The sequence below is a fragment of the Pseudomonas sp. ADAK13 genome (assembly GCF_012935715.1).
Taxonomy (GTDB): Bacteria; Pseudomonadota; Gammaproteobacteria; order Pseudomonadales; family Pseudomonadaceae; genus Aquipseudomonas.
On record NZ_CP052860.1, the window covers coordinates 6,507,230 to 6,526,263 of the forward strand.

Annotated in this window: 18 protein-coding genes; 7 read left to right on the forward strand and 11 right to left on the reverse strand. The window is 59.3% G+C overall.

Translation table 11 applies throughout. The features are described 5' to 3' along the window. Positions 1–498, forward strand: a complete 498-nt coding sequence (locus HKK54_RS30065; protein WP_169389394.1) for a signal peptidase II — start codon at positions 1–3, stop codon at positions 496–498. A gap of 166 nt (positions 499–664) precedes the next feature. Here the strand turns inward: HKK54_RS30065 and HKK54_RS30070 are convergent, their stop codons facing one another. The 3 genes from HKK54_RS30070 to HKK54_RS30080 are packed head-to-tail and all read right to left on the reverse strand — an operon-like array spanning position 665 to position 4,120. Next, positions 665–1,879, reverse strand: coding sequence for a nucleoside permease (locus tag HKK54_RS30070; RefSeq protein ID WP_178121007.1), 1,215 nt, complete (start codon positions 1,877–1,879; stop codon positions 665–667). A 43-nt stretch (positions 1,880–1,922) separates the two neighbouring features. Further along, entirely contained in the window at positions 1,923–2,975 is a 1,053-nt protein-coding gene (locus tag HKK54_RS30075; protein ID WP_169388843.1) for a sugar phosphate isomerase/epimerase family protein, read from the reverse strand. Between the two features lie 14 nt (positions 2,976–2,989). Continuing rightward, a complete protein-coding gene (locus HKK54_RS30080) occupies positions 2,990–4,120 on the reverse strand; it encodes a Gfo/Idh/MocA family protein (protein ID WP_178121046.1) in 1,131 nt (376 codons plus the stop codon). Between the two features lie 167 nt (positions 4,121–4,287). On the opposite strand from HKK54_RS30080, the gene HKK54_RS30085 reads away from it, so the two are divergent. Continuing rightward, positions 4,288–5,283, forward strand: a complete 996-nt coding sequence (locus tag HKK54_RS30085) for a LacI family DNA-binding transcriptional regulator (protein ID WP_169388845.1) — start codon at positions 4,288–4,290, stop codon at positions 5,281–5,283. Here the strand turns inward: HKK54_RS30085 and HKK54_RS30090 are convergent. Next, positions 5,277–5,687 (reverse strand): hypothetical protein, encoded by a 411-nt coding sequence (locus HKK54_RS30090; protein ID WP_010171899.1) that lies wholly within the window; start codon positions 5,685–5,687, stop codon positions 5,277–5,279. The genes HKK54_RS30085 and HKK54_RS30090 overlap by 7 nt on opposite strands. A gap of 109 nt (positions 5,688–5,796) precedes the next feature. Here HKK54_RS30090 and HKK54_RS30095 point away from each other — a divergent pair, with 109 nt between their 5' ends. The 5 genes from HKK54_RS30095 (at position 5,797) to HKK54_RS30115 (ending at position 10,753) form a co-directional block, all read left to right on the forward strand. Then, positions 5,797–6,648: an AraC family transcriptional regulator gene (locus HKK54_RS30095; RefSeq protein WP_169388846.1), complete on the forward strand. Its 852-nt coding sequence runs from the start codon at positions 5,797–5,799 to the stop codon at positions 6,646–6,648. A 291-nt stretch (positions 6,649–6,939) separates the two neighbouring features. Then, positions 6,940–7,668, forward strand: coding sequence for a winged helix-turn-helix domain-containing protein (locus tag HKK54_RS30100; RefSeq protein WP_010171902.1), 729 nt, complete (start codon positions 6,940–6,942; stop codon positions 7,666–7,668). Further along, positions 7,661–8,416 carry a hypothetical protein gene (locus tag HKK54_RS30105; protein ID WP_010171903.1) on the forward strand — a complete coding sequence of 252 codons (756 nt, stop codon included), beginning with the start codon at positions 7,661–7,663 and terminating at the stop codon, positions 8,414–8,416. Before HKK54_RS30100 ends, HKK54_RS30105 begins: the two co-directional genes overlap by 8 nt. Before the next feature lie 32 nt (positions 8,417–8,448). Beyond that, positions 8,449–9,138: a winged helix-turn-helix domain-containing protein gene (locus HKK54_RS30110; protein WP_169389395.1), complete on the forward strand. Its 690-nt coding sequence runs from the start codon at positions 8,449–8,451 to the stop codon at positions 9,136–9,138. 220 nt (positions 9,139–9,358) lie between these two features. Beyond that, entirely contained in the window at positions 9,359–10,753 is a 1,395-nt protein-coding gene (locus tag HKK54_RS30115) for an undecaprenyl-phosphate glucose phosphotransferase (RefSeq protein WP_029615958.1), read from the forward strand. A gap of 282 nt (positions 10,754–11,035) precedes the next feature. On the opposite strand, the gene HKK54_RS30120 is transcribed toward HKK54_RS30115, so the two are convergent. From HKK54_RS30120 to HKK54_RS30150, 7 genes are all read right to left on the reverse strand, one after another. Continuing rightward, positions 11,036–13,126, reverse strand: coding sequence for a YjbH domain-containing protein (locus tag HKK54_RS30120; protein WP_029615959.1), 2,091 nt, complete (start codon positions 13,124–13,126; stop codon positions 11,036–11,038). Continuing rightward, complete coding sequence (locus tag HKK54_RS30125; protein ID WP_169388847.1) at positions 13,123–13,890, reverse strand: capsule biosynthesis GfcC family protein; 768 nt, start codon at positions 13,888–13,890, stop codon at positions 13,123–13,125. Before HKK54_RS30125 ends, HKK54_RS30120 begins: the two co-directional genes overlap by 4 nt. Beyond that, positions 13,887–14,546, reverse strand: a complete 660-nt coding sequence (locus HKK54_RS30130; protein ID WP_272903008.1) for a YjbF family lipoprotein — start codon at positions 14,544–14,546, stop codon at positions 13,887–13,889. The genes HKK54_RS30125 and HKK54_RS30130 overlap by 4 nt, the downstream gene beginning before the upstream one ends. Positions 14,547–14,560: 14 nt before the next feature. After that, entirely contained in the window at positions 14,561–15,673 is a 1,113-nt protein-coding gene (locus tag HKK54_RS30135) for a polysaccharide export protein (RefSeq protein WP_141629517.1), read from the reverse strand. Between the two features lie 87 nt (positions 15,674–15,760). Further along, positions 15,761–16,045: a hypothetical protein gene (locus tag HKK54_RS30140; protein WP_169388848.1), complete on the reverse strand. Its 285-nt coding sequence runs from the start codon at positions 16,043–16,045 to the stop codon at positions 15,761–15,763. Positions 16,046–16,225: 180 nt separating this feature from the next. Further along, positions 16,226–17,569: a UDP-glucose dehydrogenase family protein gene (locus HKK54_RS30145; protein WP_010171913.1), complete on the reverse strand. Its 1,344-nt coding sequence runs from the start codon at positions 17,567–17,569 to the stop codon at positions 16,226–16,228. Positions 17,570–17,581: 12 nt separating this feature from the next. Then, positions 17,582–19,009, reverse strand: a complete 1,428-nt coding sequence (locus HKK54_RS30150) for a mannose-1-phosphate guanylyltransferase/mannose-6-phosphate isomerase (RefSeq protein WP_029615960.1) — start codon at positions 19,007–19,009, stop codon at positions 17,582–17,584. Positions 19,010–19,034: the final 25 nt, after the last annotated feature.

Consider the following 19,034-nt stretch of genomic DNA (forward strand, 5'->3'; position numbering starts at 1 on the left):
ATGCAGGACGCCCTGAGAGGAAGAAGCTTTGCCGTGCTGCTCGGCATTGCTTTTATTGCCTTAGACCAGTTGATCAAACTGCTGGCGCTGTTTTCGCTGCAAGCCACCACGTTCCGGTTCGGCTCAAGCCCGGTCAACATGGCCCTGGAGTTGAGCTTGAACCCGGGTGCGTTCCTCAGCTTGGGCGCCAGCCTGCCAACCCAGGTCAAGCAACTGATCTTTATCGTCGGCGTGGCCGCCGTGGTGTGCTGGGCGGGTTATTGGGCCTGGACGCACTGGAACCACTCCCTGCGCAAGGCCGCCCCCCTTTTCCTGATTGCCCTGGGCGGCGCCGGGAACCTGATTGACCGGGTTTTTCGTGACGGCCATGTCGTCGATTATCTGGTGGTGAATGTCGGCCCGCTGCATACGGGTGTGTTCAATCTCGCCGATATCGCGATCACCTTGGGTGCGTTGTTGCTGATGCTTGATCTATTCAAGAGCCCAGGTAAAGCCTGAGTTCCACACCGGCCAACAATACGCTCAAACAGGCGAAGAGAATCAGTGTGGGAGCTGGCTTGCCTGCGATGCAGACACCTCGATGTATCAGTTGCACCGAGGTGATGCTATCGCAGGCAAGCCAGCTCCCACCTTTGATTTAGGCTGGCCTGGACATCGTACTCAGTCAGCCCGCCACCCGCTCCCGCCCCTTGAACGCCACCGAAAAACAAAAAAAGATCAGCAACGCAAAACCCGCAGGAAACAGCCAGATGCTGCGCCAGTCATGGCTGCCACCCGCCGCTGCGTAGTGGTCTGTCACCTGCCCTGCTACCCAGAACCCGATCAACATTCCCACGCCGTAGGTCGCCAGGGTAATCAACCCCTGGGCCGAACTCCTGAAGCGCTCCGGGGCCTTGGCGTCGGTGTAAATCTGCCCCGAGACAAAGAAGAAGTCATAGCAGATGCCATGCAGCGCGATCCCGGCAAACAGCATGAAGGCCAGTTCGCCGTTGTTGCCGTAGGCGAACAGCGCATAGCGCAGCGCCCAGGCCAGCATGCCCACCAGCAGCGCGACCTTGATGCCGAAGCGCTGGATGAACAGCGGCAACAGCAGCATGAACAGCACCTCGGACACTTGCCCGATGGCCATTTTTGCCGTGGGGTTGGTCACGCCGATTTCCGCGAGAAACGGGTTGGCGTTCTGGTAGTAGAACGCCAGGGGAATACAGATAAGGATCGAGGCGATGAAGAACACCAGGTAGCTGCGATCCTTGAGCAAACCCAGCGCATCCAGCCCCAGCAGTTGCTTGACACCACCACTGCCCGCCTCGGCTTTCAACGGAGCGGTAGGCGGCAAGGTGAAGCTGTAGAAACCCAGCACCAGTGACGCGATGGCAGACATCAGGAAGGTGTTGCGCAACGCGCCGGTGGTGATCGACTGCTGGGAATCCCAGGCGAACACAAAGCTGATCACCAACCCCGCGACGATCCAGCCCAAGGTGCCCCACACACGGATGCGGGAAAATTCCTGGGCCGGGTCGCTCATTTGCCGGAACGCCACCGAGTTCACCAGTGCCAGGGTCGGCATGTAGATGACCATGTACGCCAGCACGTAGGGATAAAAGCCGACAAAGTCCGGCGCGCGGTACAGCTGGTACAGCAGTACTGCGCCGATCAGGTGCAGCACCGCCAGGATGCGCTCGGCGTTGAAGTAGCGGTCGGCGATCAGGCCGATGATAAACGGCGCGATGATCGCCCCCCAGGACTGGGTGGAAAACGCCATGCCGATTTGCCCGCCACTGGCCCCCAGGTTGCTGGCGAGGAAGGTGCCCAGGGTGACGAACCAGCCGCCCCAGATAAAGAACTGCAGGAACATCATGACGCTCAGTCGCGCTTTCATTGTGGTCACCGGTTTATTGTTATTTTGGTAAGCGAAGCGGTGTTCAGGCGTCGGGCAGGCCCAGCAGCCGTCGGTTGGAGTGTTCGTCGGACGTCACGCCGGCAAAGTCATCGAACGCCTTGGTGGTCTTGCGGATCATGTGCTGCTGGATGAACGCCGCCCCTTCCGCCGCGCCTTGTTGCGCGTCCTTCAGGCAGCACTCCCACTCCAGCACGGCCCAGCCGCTGAAATCGTATTGGGTGAGCTTGCTGAAGATCGATTTGAAGTCGATCTGGCCATCGCCCAACGAGCGGAAACGCCCGGGGCGGTCGACCCAGCCTTGATAACCGCCATACACGCCGGAGCGTGCATCGGGGCGGAACTCGGCGTCCTTGACGTGGAACATGCGGATGCGTGCGTGGTAGCGGTCGATGAAGCCCAGGTAGTCCATTTGCTGCAACAGCAGGTGGCTGGGGTCGTAGAGGATGTTGGCCCGGGGATGGTGGTCGACGGCTTCGAGGAAGCGCTCGAAGGAGGCGCCGTCGTGCAGGTCTTCACCGGGGTGGATTTCGTAGCACAGGTCGACACCGGCGGCTTCGAAGCAATCGAGGATCGGCAGCCAGCGCTTGGCCAACTCGGCGAAGCCTTGTTCCACCAGGCCGCCGGGGCGTTGTGGCCACGGGTAGAGGTAGGGCCAGAGCAGCGCGCCGGAGAAGGTCGCGTGTGCGCTTAAGCCAAGGCGTTGGCTGGCGCGGGCGGCGAGTTTCAATTGCTCGATGGCCCACTCGGTGCGTGCCTGGGGTTGGCCCCGCAGGTGGGCCGGGGCGAAGTCGTCGAAGAGCGTGTCGAAGGCCGGATGCACGGCCACCAACTGGCCTTGCAGGTGGGTCGACAGTTCGCTGATTTCGACGCCGGCATGGGCGCAGGTCGCCTTGAGTTCATCGCAGTAGGCCTGGCTTTCTGCGGCGCGGGCCAGGTCGATGTAGCGGGTGCCAAGGGTGGGCAACTGGATTGCCTTGTAGCCCTGGGAGGCCGCCCATTGGGCGATGTTGGCCAGGGTGTCGAAAGGCGCTTCGTCCGAGATGAACTGGGCGAGAAAAATACCGGGGCCGCGCATGTGTGTGATCTCCTTCATAAGTGGCTGGCCAGGGTCGTCCACTTCGCGTCGCCGCGATGGTTGGCGATCACGGCTTCGATAAAGGCCATGCCGCGTACGCCGACTTCAATGCCGGGCACGCCGACGGCTTCAGTGCCTTGGCGAATGGCTGTGGCGAAGTCGCGGTAGAGGTTGGCCATGGCCTCCAGGTAACCCTCGGGATGCCCGGCGGGCAGGCGCATGCGTTGCAAGGCCGCGTCGCACAGCCAGGGCTGGCCGACGCCGGAACGCAGGATGCGCAGGGGTTGATCGAGGGAGCGATGGATCAGGCTGGCGGGTTCTTCCTGGCGCCATTCAAGGCCGCCCTTGTCGCCATAGAGGCGGATCTTCAGCGGGTTCTCTTCACCGGCACACACTTGGCTGGCGATCAACACACCACTCGCGCCGGAGGCCATCTTGAACAGCATCGCGGCATCGTCATCGAGTTGGCGGCCGGGTACGTGAGTGCCCAGGCTGGCGCAGAGCTGTTCGATCGGTTGGTCGGCGACGAACTCCGCGAGGGAAAAGGCGTGGGTGCCGATGTCGCCGATACATCCACCCAGCCCCGACAGCTCGGGCCGGCTCCGCCAGTCAGCCTGCTTATTGCCCTCCCCGGCCACGTCCTGGCTGAGCCAACCCTGCGGGTATTCGACGATGACTTTGCGCAGGGGGCCGATGACACCGCTGCGCACCATCTCACGTGCTTGCCACACCATCGGGTAGCCCAGGTAGGTATGTGCCAACCCGTAGCGTCCGGGACTGGTGTTGACGACGGTTGCCAACGCCTGCACCTCGGCGAGATTCAACGCGGCAGGCTTCTCGCTGAACACGTGAAAGCCAGCCTGCAACGCCAGGGTTGCGATGGGAGCATGCAGATGATTGGGGGTGACGATCACCAGCAGTTGCATGCGCTGATCGGCCGGCAGTGCCTGTTCCGCCGTCAGCATCTGCTGCCAGTCGCTGTAGCAACGGGACGCGGGCAAGCCCAGGGCGCTGCCAGTGTTCCGGTTGTTCTCGGGCTCGCGGCTGAAGGCACCGCACACCAGTTCATAACCGCCATCCAGCCCCGCCGCCTGGCGGTGGGCCTGGCCGATGAAGGCGCCCGCGCCGCCGCCAACAAAGCCCATTCTTATTTTTTGCACTGCAGCCGTCATCGCAAGTCTTCTCTTTTTGGGCTATTACGGATCATGATGTAACCGGTTACATCGTGCCGGAAATTTAGGCCCAGTTGCTCGCGGTGTCAAACCCCGACTGCGGTAAACTTGGCGGCTGCTGCTCTGATAACGAGGTTGTCTTGTCCAATATTCGCGAAGTCGCCCGCTTGGCCGGGGTCTCGGTGGCCACCGTGTCCAGGACCCTGGCCAGCCCTGAACGCGTGCTCCCCGAGACCCGCGACAAGGTCAACGCCGCCGTGGAACAGACCGGCTACCGGCCGAACCGCATGGCGGTGCAATTTCGTTCGCGGCGCACCGGTAACCTGGTGATCCTGGTACCGGCGATTGCCAACACGTTTTTCGCCCGGGTCATCAGCGGTGCACAACAGGCGGCGCAGGCATCGGGTTACCGGTTGCTGTTGTGCGACACCCGGGGCCAGGCTGAAATCGAAAAGCAGTTCGCCGAACTGGTCCACGCCCATCAGGCCGATGGGGTGATTCAGTTGCGGGCCTCTGACCCGTTCAGCGACTGCAGCGACTCACCGCCACTGGTGAACGCCTGTGAGGTGATCCAGGACGGTCGCCATCCCACCATCAGCCTCGACAACCGTGGCGCAGCCCAGGCCATGACCCAACATTTGATCGACCTCGGCCACCGCCGCATTGGCTTGATCAAAGGCCCGAAAAGCAGCCCGCTGACCCGTGACCGCGTGGCCGGTTATGAAGATGCCTTGCTCGCGGCCGGCATCCCCCGCGACCCGGCGCTTATCTGCCACGGCGACTTCACCCTGCACGCCGGTTTCGAAGGCGCAGGCAGCATGCTTGCCCTGCCCGAGCGCCCCACCGCGCTGTTCTGCGAGAACGACGAAATGGCCATCGGCGCCTTGAAGCGCATCAAGCAACAGGGCCTGCGCGTGCCCCAGGATATTTCCCTGGTGGGCTTTGATGACATCCCCTTCGCCGCCTATTGCGACCCGCCGCTGACCACCATCGCCCAGCCAGCCGAAACCTTCGGGCGCAAGGCGGTCGAGATGCTCATCGCCCTGATCGAGAAAACCCCGCTGCAGGAACGCCAGGTGGTGTTGCCGTTCGAACTCACCTTGCGTGGCAGTACGGCAGCGCCCAACACTCAATAGTGCGCCACGTCCGACACCTGGGTGTCCAGCACGTCCCGCGCCAAAGCCCAGGCTTGATCCCGGGATTCCACCACCAGCAGCGGGTAGCCCCACGCTTTGCCAAACATCACCGCAAACGGCTTGAGCGCCAGGCGCTTGGCCGAGCTGGGCTCCACCTGAATCATGCCTTTGACGAACGCGCGCAAGGCCACCTTGTTCTTCTTCATCCAGATCGAGGCTTGTTTGCGCTCTTCGTGGGAGTGCTCGTGAGCGCTTTCATCCACGGCTTTTTCGTGAAGCAAAACGAAGGGTTCCTCGCGCCGCAGCAAGGCCTCGAACGCGACAAAGGTGTCTTGCGGGGGCGTGTCGCTCGGGGCGTCGAAGACGATTTTCACCACGGGGAACATTGCACTGTCGAGTTGCATGGGAAGCTCCTTTAACGAGAATGTTTCTCATAATAGCCATGCCATCACTGGACGCCATTGCACAGAATAGCCAGAATGTTTCGCATTCCAGCCAAGACGTACCTCCGCCATGTATACCCACCGCCTCGAAACCCGTGACCCGCTGCGCCCGGCCATGGCCGATGCGATTCCCCGAGCCGTGGTAGCGGTGAGCGCCTCAAGCACTTCCGCCAGCTGGGAACACACGCCGCACCAGCACCGCAAGGGTCAGTTGATGTACACGTTGCGCGGGGTGATTCATTGCGTCATCGAAGAAGGTATCTGGATCGTGCCGCCCCAATGCGCGCTGTGGATTCCGGGTGGCCTCTCCCATGCGGCACGCGGTTCGGGACCTGCGGATGTCTACTGCCTGCTGGTAGACCCCGATGCCGCCAGTGCCCTGCCCCGGCAATGCTGCACGCTGGCCGTGTCGCCGTTGTTACACGAGTTGATCAGCAAGGCCGTGAGCTTCCCGCCGCTGTATGACACCGAGGGCGCGCAAGGCCGGTTGGTGGCCACGCTGCTGGACGAACTCGCGCTGGCCCCGGTCGAGGCGCTGCACCTGCCCATGCCCCAGGACCCAAGGTTGAGACGCCTGGCCGACAGTTTGTTGGCCAACCCCGGCGACAAGGCCACCCTCGGCGAATGGGCGGTGCGTATCGGCATGAGCGAACGCAGCATGACGCGCCTGTTGCTGGAGGAGATCGGCCTGAGTTTCGGGCGCTGGCGCCGGCAGTTGCATGTGATCCTGTCGCTGCAGCGCCTGGCCAAAGGCGAAAGTGTGCAGAGGGTAGCGCTGGACCTGGGCTATGAGAACGCCAGCGGCTTTATCACCATGTTCCGCAAGGCCATCGGCAAACCTCCGGCGCGCTACCTGGCAGACCGCGCGGGCACATCCGAGCACACAACGCCCGCTATCGCCTTGCTGGATTATTATAAATAGTCAGGTATAAGCATTTTTAGAGCTTAAGGACTAGAACGGTTAAATCATTCCAGCCAAAAAAATCAAGCCAGCCTAAAATACTTATCGCACACTAAAAAATTTGCACTAGCATATGAGTACTCCCGTCCAGAAATCCGCTTTCAACACCCGCCAGCAAACCGCCTTACCCCCCGTAAATAAAGTGCCGAATGTTAAAATTTGTCACGTTTTGGCGTATTCAATTCGATTAACATCTAAACGCCTGCAGCGATTGAATTGACGGCCTCGCATGCCGGAAAAGGGAGCAACGTGATGCATTTTTCCAACGTCCTCGCTATTGCACGGACCCCATCGAAATCCGAGGACTTCAGCGAGCTTATAGTTCGTACTGTACCGAAAAATCTAAAAGTCGATACACGCTCCTACGGCCAACTAATTGGTCCCTATGAAAGCCATGGACATTACCGTGCCATCATCATAGAGATTGACACCCCCTCTGCCAGCACCCAAACGCTGGACATCATAAAGAAAACCAGATCCGAGAACCCCGGCAGCACCATTTTTCTGGTTGTCACCTTCGCCACCACACTAAGCAAAACCAAATATTATCTCGCAGGCGCCGACTACTGCATAAAGGTCGTCGAGAGCTCGCCCGAAAAAAAACTTGCGCTCTTCGCCGCGTTTCTCAGCGAGACATACTGGCTAAGTAATACTGATTTGCTACTCGACCAGGACCGCATGTGCATCTACGGCGGCGGCAAAAAGCTGGAAGTCTCCTTCGTCGAAATGAAAGTACTGGAAGCCCTCATTCATAATCGATTGCTCAGCCACGATGAAATTGCAGTTGTCATGGGACTTAACGCCCGATTTTATGATTCGCGGGCGCTCGAAAAATCGATCAGTCGTTTGCGCGGCAAAATAAAATCGCACTATGGAAGCAATATAATTCAAAGTATTCGGGGTTACGGCTACAAACTTAGCAGAGGCCTTGCTTCGGTGAATCATGTCCAACCCGTCAAGGAGCGGCCAAACCGTGAATAGCGGAAATCTATTGCTTGCAGCGTCCGCCGACTTCAAGTTTTCGCGCCAGGCGATACTTGAACGAAGTTGCACCTTATGGGGCAGTGAAATTCGGGTTCATGCCGAGCACGCTCTCGACACCTTGCCCGATGATGTGCGCCCCTTTTATTCCGAGCAACTTAAGTACGCCTACAGTGAAGCCCTGCAACACACAAAGCCCAACTCATTTGCCCGAGAAGGAAAACGTTTGCGTGTGGACAAAAGCCCGGGGCTCCACAAGTTTTTCCGGGTCGAGCAATCCTTATTGATGAATGAAGACCTGCTCAAGGAAATCATCAATACGTCGGCCATACTGGAAAAACACAAACAACAACTTATTGTCAGCGTTGAAAATACACTGGATACTCTCCCCGGCCCGGTGGAGCGTAGAAACATGATCCGCCAACTGTATAGCCTGAAAGACCGCAGCACTATCAAGCTTGCCTATAACAATTACACATTACATACAAAAAACACCGACCTGCTGATCGACTTGAGTCTTTATGACTATATAAAAATGCCCTTTCCAGACTCGGCCCTCAGGCTCAGTCTGAACACGCGCTCAGGCCTGTTCGACCGGCTTTACGACCAGATGCTGGGGCTGATGAGCACCACCCGGGTCTCGTTCATCGCCGACAACGTCGAGTATGCCGACAGCGCACTTCTCGCCAGACGCTTGCCTTTTGACTATTTTCAGGGCCCCTACTTCTCCCCTGCGGATAGTTTATGAACCCCCGTACTTTCCTGGAATCGGTGAATGCCATGAGTTCTCTCAAGAAACACACATTTACATCCACGTACCCGTCAATTGCGCTGCATGATTTCACGCCCAATGTGGCATTTTTACATTACGACGTCGACAGCGGCCCGCTGGTAGAAACCGCTGAGAAAACAGCGGAGTCCTCGGCCAGTTCCTACGCCGTGACCAGTGAGCAGAATTTCAATCTATGGCTCAGCAATTATGTGGCCGCCAAAAGACTCTATGAGGCCAATAACCGACTAACCCGACAACTTTACGACGCTTCCAAAAACCCGAAAATTGCCGTACTCAAATCAGAACCCGGCGGCCCCGATCTTAATAACACCCCCGCGGAAGTTGTTAATTCAACCCCCGCCTTGCGCACCCCGGATGTGTGGTTATTGACCCAACAAGACCGGGCACTGGTCAAAGGCGGACTGCGTATTTCCTTGACGACTATTGAGTCGGCACTGATCAAGAAGATGTTGCACCATGAAGAACGTGTGGTGAGCAAAGAAGAACTTATCCGGAACATCGGGCGCGAACCCGACCTCTATCGCGGGCTCGAAATGTGCCTCAGCCGACTGCAGGACAAGTTCAAGCGCGTCAATGATGGCGAGCGCCTGTTCCGAGCGGTACGCAACCGCGGCTACTGCCTCACACAAAAAATAAAAAGCCCTTTGAGCAGTCGCAACAGCGTCGCCGAACAATAATTATTTCATAAAAATTACAATTCACCCTGCCTATTAAAATCCTTTTCTATCTGCCATTTTATAACAACATGCCCGCGTTATAAGTCGTCAGCCATTGCTCCCTGCCATTTATTACTATCAATACGCACGCCTACGCGTGCGCCTGCCATTTGATAGTCATTAAAACCACGCCTCGCTTTAACCTGCCAGCACGTGAGTGGATACCACAGGGAGCAGAAGTATGCTTAACAACAGAAGAATGCATCGTAACCTTACACCCAAAGGTCTCACCTTCTGGGGGCAGTGGGCTATTGCCTTGAGTGTGGTCGTTGTACTTTTGTTTTCACTGGTACTGTTCAAGACCGGACAATTGGAAGCCCACTACCGGATATTGGCAGCCATTACAATACTGGCCTCTATCCCGGCCTACATGTTATGTGATGTCTATAGCAAAAAGGATGATTTTTTTGTAGGGCTGGGACGATTATTTACAGGCTGGTTATTGACCCTTGGGATATTGACTGTGGTCGGTATGGCCTGTAATGCCAGCTCGCTGTTTCCTCTGGAAACCCTGCTACTCTGGGCCGCCGTCAGCTATCCACTACTAGCACTTTGCTACATCCCCATTCACAGTCTCTCCCGCCACTACCATCGACAACTTCACGAACGTCAGAAATCGCTGATTATTGGCACCGGAAAACTTGCAACCGACTTGGCCAACACTCTTGCCAGGCAAAAACGTTCGCCGTTAGTTGGCCTCGTAGGTCCGGCCAGTACCGTGCCCCAGACCAGCGCTCAACCTCAAATTCTCGGCGATTTGCCGGACCTTCCCGCACTGATCAGGCAACACGGAATTCGCCGGCTGTACATCACTCATTCGCTCCAGGAAGCCACGCATATCGAGGCGCTGTACCTCAACCTGCTGGAGATCAGCGTGGACGTGATCTGGGTGCCCGACCTCAACAACATGCTGCTGCTCAACCACAGCGTGGCCGAGGTGGATGGCTTGCCGGCAATCTTCCTCAATGAGAGCCCGCTGACCAGTCGCCCGACCGCGGCACTGAGCAAGTCGCTGCTGGACAAGAGCCTGGCGCTGTTGGCGATTGTGCTGCTCAGCCCGTTGCTGCTGCTGTTCGCCCTGCTGATCAAACTCACCTCCCCCGGCCCGGTGATCTTCAAGCAGGACCGTCACGGTTGGAATGGCGAGGTGATCAAGGTCTGGAAGTTCCGCTCGATGCGCGTGCATGACGACCACGAAGTGCGCCAGGCAAGCCGCAACGACTCGCGCATTACCGGCGTAGGGCGCTTTATCCGGCGCACCTCCATCGACGAGTTGCCGCAGCTGTTCAACGTGTTGCAGGGGCATATGGCACTGGTGGGTCCGCGCCCCCATGCCGTGGCCCACAATGACTACTACTCGGGCAAGATTCGCGCCTACATGGCGCGGCATCGCATCAAGCCCGGCATCACCGGCCTGGCGCAAGTCAACGGCTGCCGTGGCGAAACCGAGACCCTGGAGAAGATGCAAAAACGCGTCGATATCGACCTGAGCTATATCAACAACTGGTCGCTGTGGCTCGACATCAAGATCCTCTTCAAGACCCCGTTTACCCTGCTGTCCAAAGACATCTATTGACCCTCCCTTCCCCGTGTCGCTGCAACGGCGACGCGGGGCACCAGACGCCCTCAGGGGCGTCGTCTTCGCTCCCCGCCACTCTCCCCTATCGGCCGTAAAGATAACGCCCACAGCGACGCCTGGGCGTCCAGGCCCACGCCATTCGTAGAGGGTTCACAGAGGGGAAGTCAGGGAAATGTTGCTCGCCGGCATTGCACCTGGCGTTGTGTTGCCAAGGCCTTCTCACTGCCTGGCGCATTCAGCACCAGGCAGTGAACAACCTTGTCGGCAAATGCCGCGCCGTCACTCAGTGATCTTCTCGAAGTTGTTGTAGAACAGCTCGCTGTCACGCCCATCGGTCATCGTCTGCAGCGAGTAAGCACGGTTCAGGCGCGCGCCGCCGTCGCGGGTCAGGGGTGCCCAGACGACGTTGGCCCGACGCATCGTCGAGGTGCTCATCAACTCGTCGAACGGGACGGAAATGTAGATCCCTTTGTCGAAGCTGCCCTCGCCGTACTCTTCTTTCGAGGCGGTGGTCAGTGTCACCCAGCCACCAAATTTCACGCCGTTCTTGAACTGCCGGGAGATGTCGACGGTGGTGCCCCAGTCCCGCGCCAGATAACGGCCCACACTGACTGCCGCCAAGGTGTCATAGGGCAGCTCTGTGTAGCTGGTGACATGCCCGGTGATGGTCTGGTAATCACGCAGGCCGAAGCCCTGATTGAAATCACGCTGGCGCACGACGTTCAGGTCTGCACCCACCGACCAGTGCTTGCCCGCCGGCCGAAACAACACTTCGCCGCCCACCCCGGCGTACATGGACTCCAGATAACCACCGTAGACCATGCCATACAGGTCCCGGTCCAGCCGCGCCGCATGGTTGAACTGGAAGTTTGGCATCGTCACATCCGACGTCGTCATGTATTGGCGCAGGTCGGTGCGCACCCGCGGCAACCCGCTGGGTGCGTCGTAGGTGAACTTGTCGTAGTTGTTCAGCAGGTTGGCGCTGAGCAAACCGCTCCACCAGGTGTTGCGGGTAAACCGGTACTCCGCGTCGGCATCGGCGGTGAACTGATACAGCAAGCCGTTGGGGCCGCCGATGTTCTGTTTGTAACCCAGGCCCAGGCCGTAGCTGAACGGCGCCTGCTTGCCGGTGTAAAGCGTGGTTTCCCGATGAGCAATCGCCGGATTGACCTCGGTGGCACGGTGCAGATCCGTCAACGGCTGCTCGTTGTTCACCACCGCGCGGAAGGTGTCGCGGGGTACGCTGGTTTCTTCGATGGGCATGTCATAACGCTTGTTCACCAGGGTGAACCAATCGATGTCCTGATTGGCGCTGTTGTCGAGAATACGGCTGGCGCGCCCGACGGCCTTGGCTGAGTAGAAGTAGCGCTGCTGCTCGCCATACACCATCAATTCCGAGCCGCGCTGGGCAATGCGTTCCACCTTGTAGCCGGCATTCTGCTGCAGCCGATCGGCGACACTGGCCCAGTTGACCTGGTCGGGCGGCGTGGTCGGCATGCGTGCGGGCAACGGTTCGGCGGGCGGGTCATAGGTCTTGACCGGTGCCTTGCGGCTGACAAAGTTGGTGTGCAGGGTGATGCCGAACATCGCGGTGTTTCCGCGCTCCCAGGCCGCACTCAGGTCAACGCTGTCGGCCAGCTTGTAGACCACACCGATATTGACTGGCGAGTCCTGCTTGATCGGGTTGTCCAACGGTTCGTGCTTGTAGTCGTTGCCCTCGTATTCGAGCTTCAGGCTCAGGGGTTCCCACGGCGTTTGATAGGCGATCCCGCCAAACAACGAAGGACGGCCCCTGAAGTAGGCGTTGGAGTTCACGTCCCCTGCCCTGGCGACGACTGCGGTGCTCTTGGGCCGGTCGTTGAACTTGCTGCCGAACACCGACAGCGGGTTGCTGAAGTCCCCGCGATTGCCCAGGTAGCCCCAGGCAATGCCGAGGCTGAAATCCAGGTTGGCATAGCGCTTGTTGGCGACGAAGTATTCGCTGGAAAACAATCCGGTACCGCCGATGTCCCGGGCGCCGAAGGCCACTTGCGGCGCCCAGTGGCTTTCTTCCCAGAGCCGTGCCTTGAAGTCGATGGCTTTGTCTTTGAAGCTCTGGCTTCCGCTCAACGCCTCGGCACCGTACTTGCGGTTGCTGATGGCGGTGTAGCGAAACGAGCCCTCCAGCCAGTCGAACGGCTGCAAGGAAAAGCTGTAGCGCGAGTAAGGATCGGTCCGGTTGGCGTTGGCGCTCAGCTCGCCCGCCGGGGCCATGCGTGCGGTGGGAGTCTGTAGCAGGCCCACGCCGCCAAAATCATTTTGGGTGTAACGGGGCTCACCGTGAACCAGCCCACAGGGCAAAAGCAATACAGCTGCAAAACGTAAATTCAAGGGTTCACCTCAGCCAACGGTTGAGTGGCGAAAAACTCGGCCAGTTGTTGGTTGAGATCAGGGGTCGGCGTCTCAAGATCATCGCTGCGCAGCGGCACCAGGATCCGGCTGCCGGGAGCGGCCACGACACCCTCCTCCCGATTCCAGGCCGCCACGCCCACACGTCGTACCTGGCCGTCGGGCTGGATCAGCCACAGGTCATCGCTCTCGGCGTCGTCGAGGACAGTGCAGTCGCGGACGTAATCCCGGATTTCCCTCATCGCCTGGTACGCCACATTGCAGGGCTGCGCGACCGCCCCCAGTACCTCAACGGTGGAGGGTCTTGCGGGGTAAAAAAGCTGGTCGCCCTCATCGAGCAACGCGTTGCGGGCGAACCCCGCCTCCACGGCGATCGGGTCCAGCACGGTCACCTGGCGGCCGGTGACGGGCAACTGCTCGACCTGCCGGTACAGACGCGCACTCAAGTCCGCCCGCGTGTGCTTGTTATCCAGCAAGGCCCCTCGTTGCAGCAGTTTCAGGTCGAACAACACGCCCGCCTTCAAACGCGCCTGCTTGCCTGCCTGCGACCGGTGCAGCCACGCGGCGCCCAACCAGTAGCTTTCGGCATTGGGCTGGGCCTCGCGAATCACGTCCAGCAAGCGCGCACCGGGCTTGATGTCGAATGGGCCGGGGCTGCGCACATCACCGCTGACGGTGACGGCCGCCTGGCCAACGCCTGGGCCGATCAACAGCAGCCCAAGGCATAAAAGGGTCGAACACTTCACCGGACGGCCCCCCGATCAGGGCGCAACTGCACGATTTTCAACACCAGCCGGGGCGTCAGGTGCTGCTCGCTGCGCCAGATGAAACCATCCAGCGGATCGATCCAGTAACGGTTGGTGGCGCGGAAATTCAAGGTGGGCACATCCACCTGTTCGTCGATGCGCAGCAAGGCGTAATCCTTGTCCAGAATGCGGAGGATCTCGATACCGTGGGGGCTGAAACGGCTGTTGACCGCAAGACCGATTCGGTTGCCGTCATAGAGGTCGATCCAGCGGGTGCTGGCATAGCCATCGGGCAGATGCTGGAGGCCGCGTTTGAACGGCGACTCGCCACTGAAGCGGGTGCCATCCAGGGAAACCCCCAGCCCGACGGTGCGCACCACCAGGCCGTTGCGCATCATCAGCACTTGCTTGCCGGAGGCGACCCAGAACTCCAGGTCGCCCCGACGACGGGGCATGGCCATCACCCCTTCGCTGACGGCGGTGGTGACCAGGATCTGCGGATACGGCACCGCGTCGACCTGGGCGCGGGTCACGTTGATGGAGGCCGGGCCGGTGACGGACGTTTCGAGGGTGTACCACGACGCTCTCATCAACGGGTTACACCCGCACAACAAGAGCGCCATCGACAGACAGGCGCAGCTAGGCAAAATTTTCACCACGGGATAGCGCCTTATCTGCTGTTGACTTCACTGAGGTCATTGGCCGATCTGGCACCCAGCCCAATGGCAGTGGCGGTAGGCAGCAGTTGGCTGATCAAGCGGTTCCAGCGCGTCACGCCGGCAGGCCCAACGTACACGATGTCTTGGGGCTGCAAGTCAAAGCGCGTGGCGAGCACCAGCGCCGAAGGTGACTGGGCATCGAGCTGGAACACCTTGGCCGGTTCGGCTTCCAGGTTGTCCACGCCGCGAATCACGTACACCGCATTGCCATTGGAAGTGGTCTGGTTCAAGCCCCCAGCCGTGCCCAGGGCATCGGTCAGGTTGATCGACTTGCCCTTGAAACTCAGCGCCCGGGGCTGATTGACTTCACCCATGAGGTACACGCGTTTCTGGTCGTTATAGGGCAAGTACAACCGGTCGCCGCCCTTGAGGTAGATGCCCTGCAGTTGCGAGCCCTGGCGATTGAGGCTGTCCAGGTCGAGCCTGTACTCGCGGCCGTCGCGGGTCAGGGTCAGGCCCGACAGGTCGGCATTCGTCGGGTCGACACCGGCGGCGCCAATGGCCTCCACAGCGCTCAGTGGCGTGGTGGTGATCGGCTGCTGGCCGGCTTTCACCACCGCACCGGTCACCACCACCGTCTGGCTGGCAAACCGCAGCACGCTGACGTCAACCTGAGGGCTTTCAATAAATTGCGCCAGGCGTCCGGAGATATAGGCGCGCAGCTCTTCGATGGTTTTACCGGCCACCGGGACGTTACCGATATACGGATAAAACAGCGTGCCGTCCGGGCGAACCAGGCGCCCGTTGGCATCAATCTGCTGTTGCGGCCCCGACGGCGCCGTCAACTCAGGGTGATCCCAGACCGTAATAAACAACAGGTCATTGGCGCCTACGCGATAGCCACCCGGAACATAAGACAATAATTCCGAGGGCACCGATTCGCGTACTTGCGTGGCGGCATTCATGGCGATCAATTTGGGGGTGATGGGAATCAACTCCACCCGGGTACTTTCGAGAGAACCCTCACTGGACATTTGACCGGTGTCCATGTGTTGACCAGGCGAAAACATGCAGCCGTGCAAGCTGATACTTGCCAGCAAAAGAACAGGTAACCTACGAATCATAATGGCACTACGCTAGTCGAGGGCGAGTCTAAAAAAGATCACCCAGAAAGTTCTGAGTGATCTTGAACAACACACATTGCGGGTTAATTAGTTGGTACCGGTGGTACCACCTGTGCCGGTTGTGCCGCCGGTGCCGGAAGTACCGCCATTGGAACTGCCGCCCGAGTTGGAAGCAGCCGCCGCAGCGCCGACAACAGCCGTGCCGACCCCCACGGTTTCACCGAGCGTCACGCCGCCCACGACCGGGGTGCTCAACGACAGGGACTCGCCTGCGCTGGCCGTCTCGCTCACCGCTGCGCCGGCGACTTCACCCGCCGCCAGTGCCGCAGTACTTGTGAAAGCCAGCAAGCCAGCCAACAGTAATTGCTTCATATCAGACTCCTTCTCGATATTTACCCCTTATACAACTTTGCAATAAGGGAGTAGTGATGGAACGGAGATAAAACAGGCCATGAAAACTGCATATAGATCCTGCCGGATCACGCAATTAGCCTCTCAGGAATCATCTCACTTGTGGATACGGCAAACCACCAATGTTAATAATCGTCAGGTTCAAATGATTGGCCGCACTGATAATCCGCGACCGATACCGTAATACTCGAAACCATTGGCTTTCATGCGGTGCGGATCAAATATATTCCGGCCGTCAAAGATCACCGGCGTACTCAGTTTTTCTTTTATAAAGTCCAGGTCCGGGGCTTTGAACTCGCGCCACTCGGTCACGATCACCAACGCATCGGCACCCTGCAACGCGGCTTCCTTGGTGCCCATCAGCAGCAAGTCTTCGTTCATGCCGTAGATGCGCTGGGTTTCCGCCATGGCTTCCGGGTCGAACGCCTGAATCCTGGCCCCTACGCTGCGCAACTGTTCGATCAATACGCGGCTGGAGGCTTCGCGCATGTCATCGGTATTGGGCTTGAAGGCCAGGCCCCAGATCGCAAAGGTCTTGCCTTCCAGTTGCCCACCGAAGTGATGGTGGATATGCCCGAACAGGTGCTGCTTCTGGCGCTTGTTGACTTCCTCGACAGCCGACAACAGGGTTGCCTGGTAGCCGATCGACGACGCGGTGCGCTCCAGGGCTTGCACGTCTTTCGGGAAGCACGAGCCGCCATAGCCGCAGCCGGGGTAGATAAAGTCGTAGCCGATTCGCGGGTCGGAACCAATGCCTTTACGCACGGCTTCAATGTCGGCGCCCAGGCGTTCGGCAAAGTTGGCCATTTCGTTCATGAACGAAATCTTGGTGGCCAACAGGCAGTTGGCTGCGTACTTGGTCAGCTCCGCACTGCGGATGTCCATCGTGATGATTTTTTCGTGGTTGCGGTTGAAGGGCTCATACAGCTCCCGCATGCGGTCCACGGCGTAGCTGCTGTCACTGCCGATGATGATTCGGTCGGGACGCGTGCAGTCCGCGACCGCCGAACCTTCCTTGAGGAACTCGGGGTTCGAGATGACGTGAAACTCCACCTCAAGCCCTCGGGACTTCAGCACCTCGGACACTTTCGCCCGGACTTTGTCCGCCGTGCCCACCGGCACTGTGGACTTGTTCACGATGATCTTCGGCTCGGTCATGTTGAGGGCAATGGTCGCCGCCACGGAGAGCACGTACTTGATGTCGGCGCTGCCGTCGTCATCCGGCGGCGTGCCCACGGCGATGAACTGCACCTCGCCGTGACGCACGCCCTGGGCGGCATCGGTGGTGAAATGCAGGCGGCCGGCATCATGGTTCTTCTGGACGAGCGCGCTTAACCCAGGCTCGTAGATCGGGATAATGCCGCTCTTGAGGTTCTCGACTTTCGTGGCGTCGATGTCGACACAACAGACTTCATGCCCCGCGTCAGCCAATACCGCCGCCTGCACCAGACCCACATAGCCGATTCCAAATACAGTTACATTCATTTCAATACTCCTTTAAACAAGCTCGAGGCGGCCATAGCGGTCTTCAAAGCGGATGATGTCGTCTTCGCCGAGGTAGGAACCTGATTGCACTTCAATCAGCTCCAGCGGGATGCGTCCCGGGTTTTCGAGGGAGTGCACAACGCCGATCGGGATGTAGGTGGACTGGTTCTCGGTGAGCAGCACCTGCTTGTCGGCGATCTGCACATTGGCCGTGCCGGAGACCACGATCCAGTGCTCGGCCCGATGGTGGTGAAGCTGCACAGACAGCTTGTGCCCCGGCTTCACCGTGATGCGCTTCACCTGGTAGCGGTAGCCCTGGTCCACCGAGTCATACTTGCCCCACGGCCGATAGACTTCGCGGTGGCTCGCGCTTTCGATCCGGTGCTTTTCAGTCAGCTCGGTGACGATCTTCTTGACGTCCTGGGCATGGTCCTTGGTGGTCACGAGGACCGCGTCGGCGGTCTCGACCACCACCACATCGCTGATCCCTGCCACCGTGACCAGCCGGTGGCTGGCGTGCACATAGCTGTGGGTGACGTCTTGCAGCAACACGTCACCCTGGGTGCAGTTCTGATGGACATCCTTGGCGCCCGCTTCCCACACCGAATCCCAGGCGCCCAGGTCACTCCACGGGGAGTTGAGGATGACCACCGAGGCGATATCGGTTTTTTCCATCACCGCGTAATCAATCGACACGTTGGGCGCGTTCACGAAATCCACCTGGTTGAGCCGGGTGAAATCCTGGTCATGCGCCGCGTTGGAGAGGGACAGTTCGGCGGCCACCACGATGTCCGGGCTCAGGCGCTCCAGCTCAGCCTTCATGACAGAGGCACGGAACATGAACATGCCGCTGTTCCAGAAGTAGTTACCCTGGGCCAGGTAGCCTTGTGCGGTCGCAAGGTCAGGCTTTTCGACAAAGGCCTCGACGTGCGCCGCGCCGTCGACCGCAGCCGCTTGAGTACGGATATAGCCGTAGCCGGTCTCCGGCTTGGTGGGCACCACGCCGAAGGTGACGATCTTGCCCTTGTTGACTTCCGCCGTGGCCGACGTCAACGCTGCGTTGAAGGCGTCGGTATCGCCGATGACATGGTCTGCCGCCAGCACCAGCAGGATCGGATCGTCCCCGTCCGCCAGCGCCGAAAGCGTCGCGGCCGCAATCGCCGGGGCGGTATTTCGGGCGGTGGGTTCCAGGAGGATTTTCTGCGGAATCACGTCCAGCGATCGGCTTTGTTCGGCCACGATGAACCGGTGTTCTTCGTTACACACAATGATTGGAGGGCGGACGTTCTCGCCCTCTATGCACAGGTTCTTGATTCGCTCCAACGTGGCCTGAAACAAACTCAAGTCACCGTGCAGGGCAATAAACTGCTTTGGCTTAAGTGCTCTTGAAAGCGGCCACAGGCGCGTGCCTGAGCCGCCAGACAATATAACTGGGATCATAGCGATTACTCGATGATTAAAGGCA

Bases quoted from the DNA above. Each gene is read 5' to 3' on its own strand.
- HKK54_RS30065 (WP_169389394.1), top strand. From the start codon at position 1: ATGCAGGACGCCCTGAGAGGAAGAAGCTTTGCCGTGCTGCTCGGCATT.
- HKK54_RS30070 (WP_178121007.1), bottom strand. From the start codon at position 1,879: ATGAAAGCGCGACTGAGCGTCATGATGTTCCTGCAGTTCTTTATCTGG.
- HKK54_RS30075 (WP_169388843.1), bottom strand. From the start codon at position 2,975: ATGCGCGGCCCCGGTATTTTTCTCGCCCAGTTCATCTCGGACGAAGCG.
- HKK54_RS30080 (WP_178121046.1), bottom strand. From the start codon at position 4,120: ATGGGCTTTGTTGGCGGCGGCGCGGGCGCCTTCATCGGCCAGGCCCAC.
- HKK54_RS30090 (WP_010171899.1), bottom strand. From the start codon at position 5,687: ATGCAACTCGACAGTGCAATGTTCCCCGTGGTGAAAATCGTCTTCGAC.
- HKK54_RS30095 (WP_169388846.1), top strand. From the start codon at position 5,797: ATGTATACCCACCGCCTCGAAACCCGTGACCCGCTGCGCCCGGCCATG.
- HKK54_RS30100 (WP_010171902.1), top strand. From the start codon at position 6,940: ATGCATTTTTCCAACGTCCTCGCTATTGCACGGACCCCATCGAAATCC.
- HKK54_RS30110 (WP_169389395.1), top strand. From the start codon at position 8,449: ATGAGTTCTCTCAAGAAACACACATTTACATCCACGTACCCGTCAATT.
- HKK54_RS30115 (WP_029615958.1), top strand. From the start codon at position 9,359: ATGCTTAACAACAGAAGAATGCATCGTAACCTTACACCCAAAGGTCTC.
- HKK54_RS30135 (WP_141629517.1), bottom strand. From the start codon at position 15,673: ATGATTCGTAGGTTACCTGTTCTTTTGCTGGCAAGTATCAGCTTGCAC.
- HKK54_RS30140 (WP_169388848.1), bottom strand. From the start codon at position 16,045: ATGAAGCAATTACTGTTGGCTGGCTTGCTGGCTTTCACAAGTACTGCG.
- HKK54_RS30145 (WP_010171913.1), bottom strand. From the start codon at position 17,569: ATGAATGTAACTGTATTTGGAATCGGCTATGTGGGTCTGGTGCAGGCG.
- HKK54_RS30150 (WP_029615960.1), bottom strand. From the start codon at position 19,009: ATGATCCCAGTTATATTGTCTGGCGGCTCAGGCACGCGCCTGTGGCCG.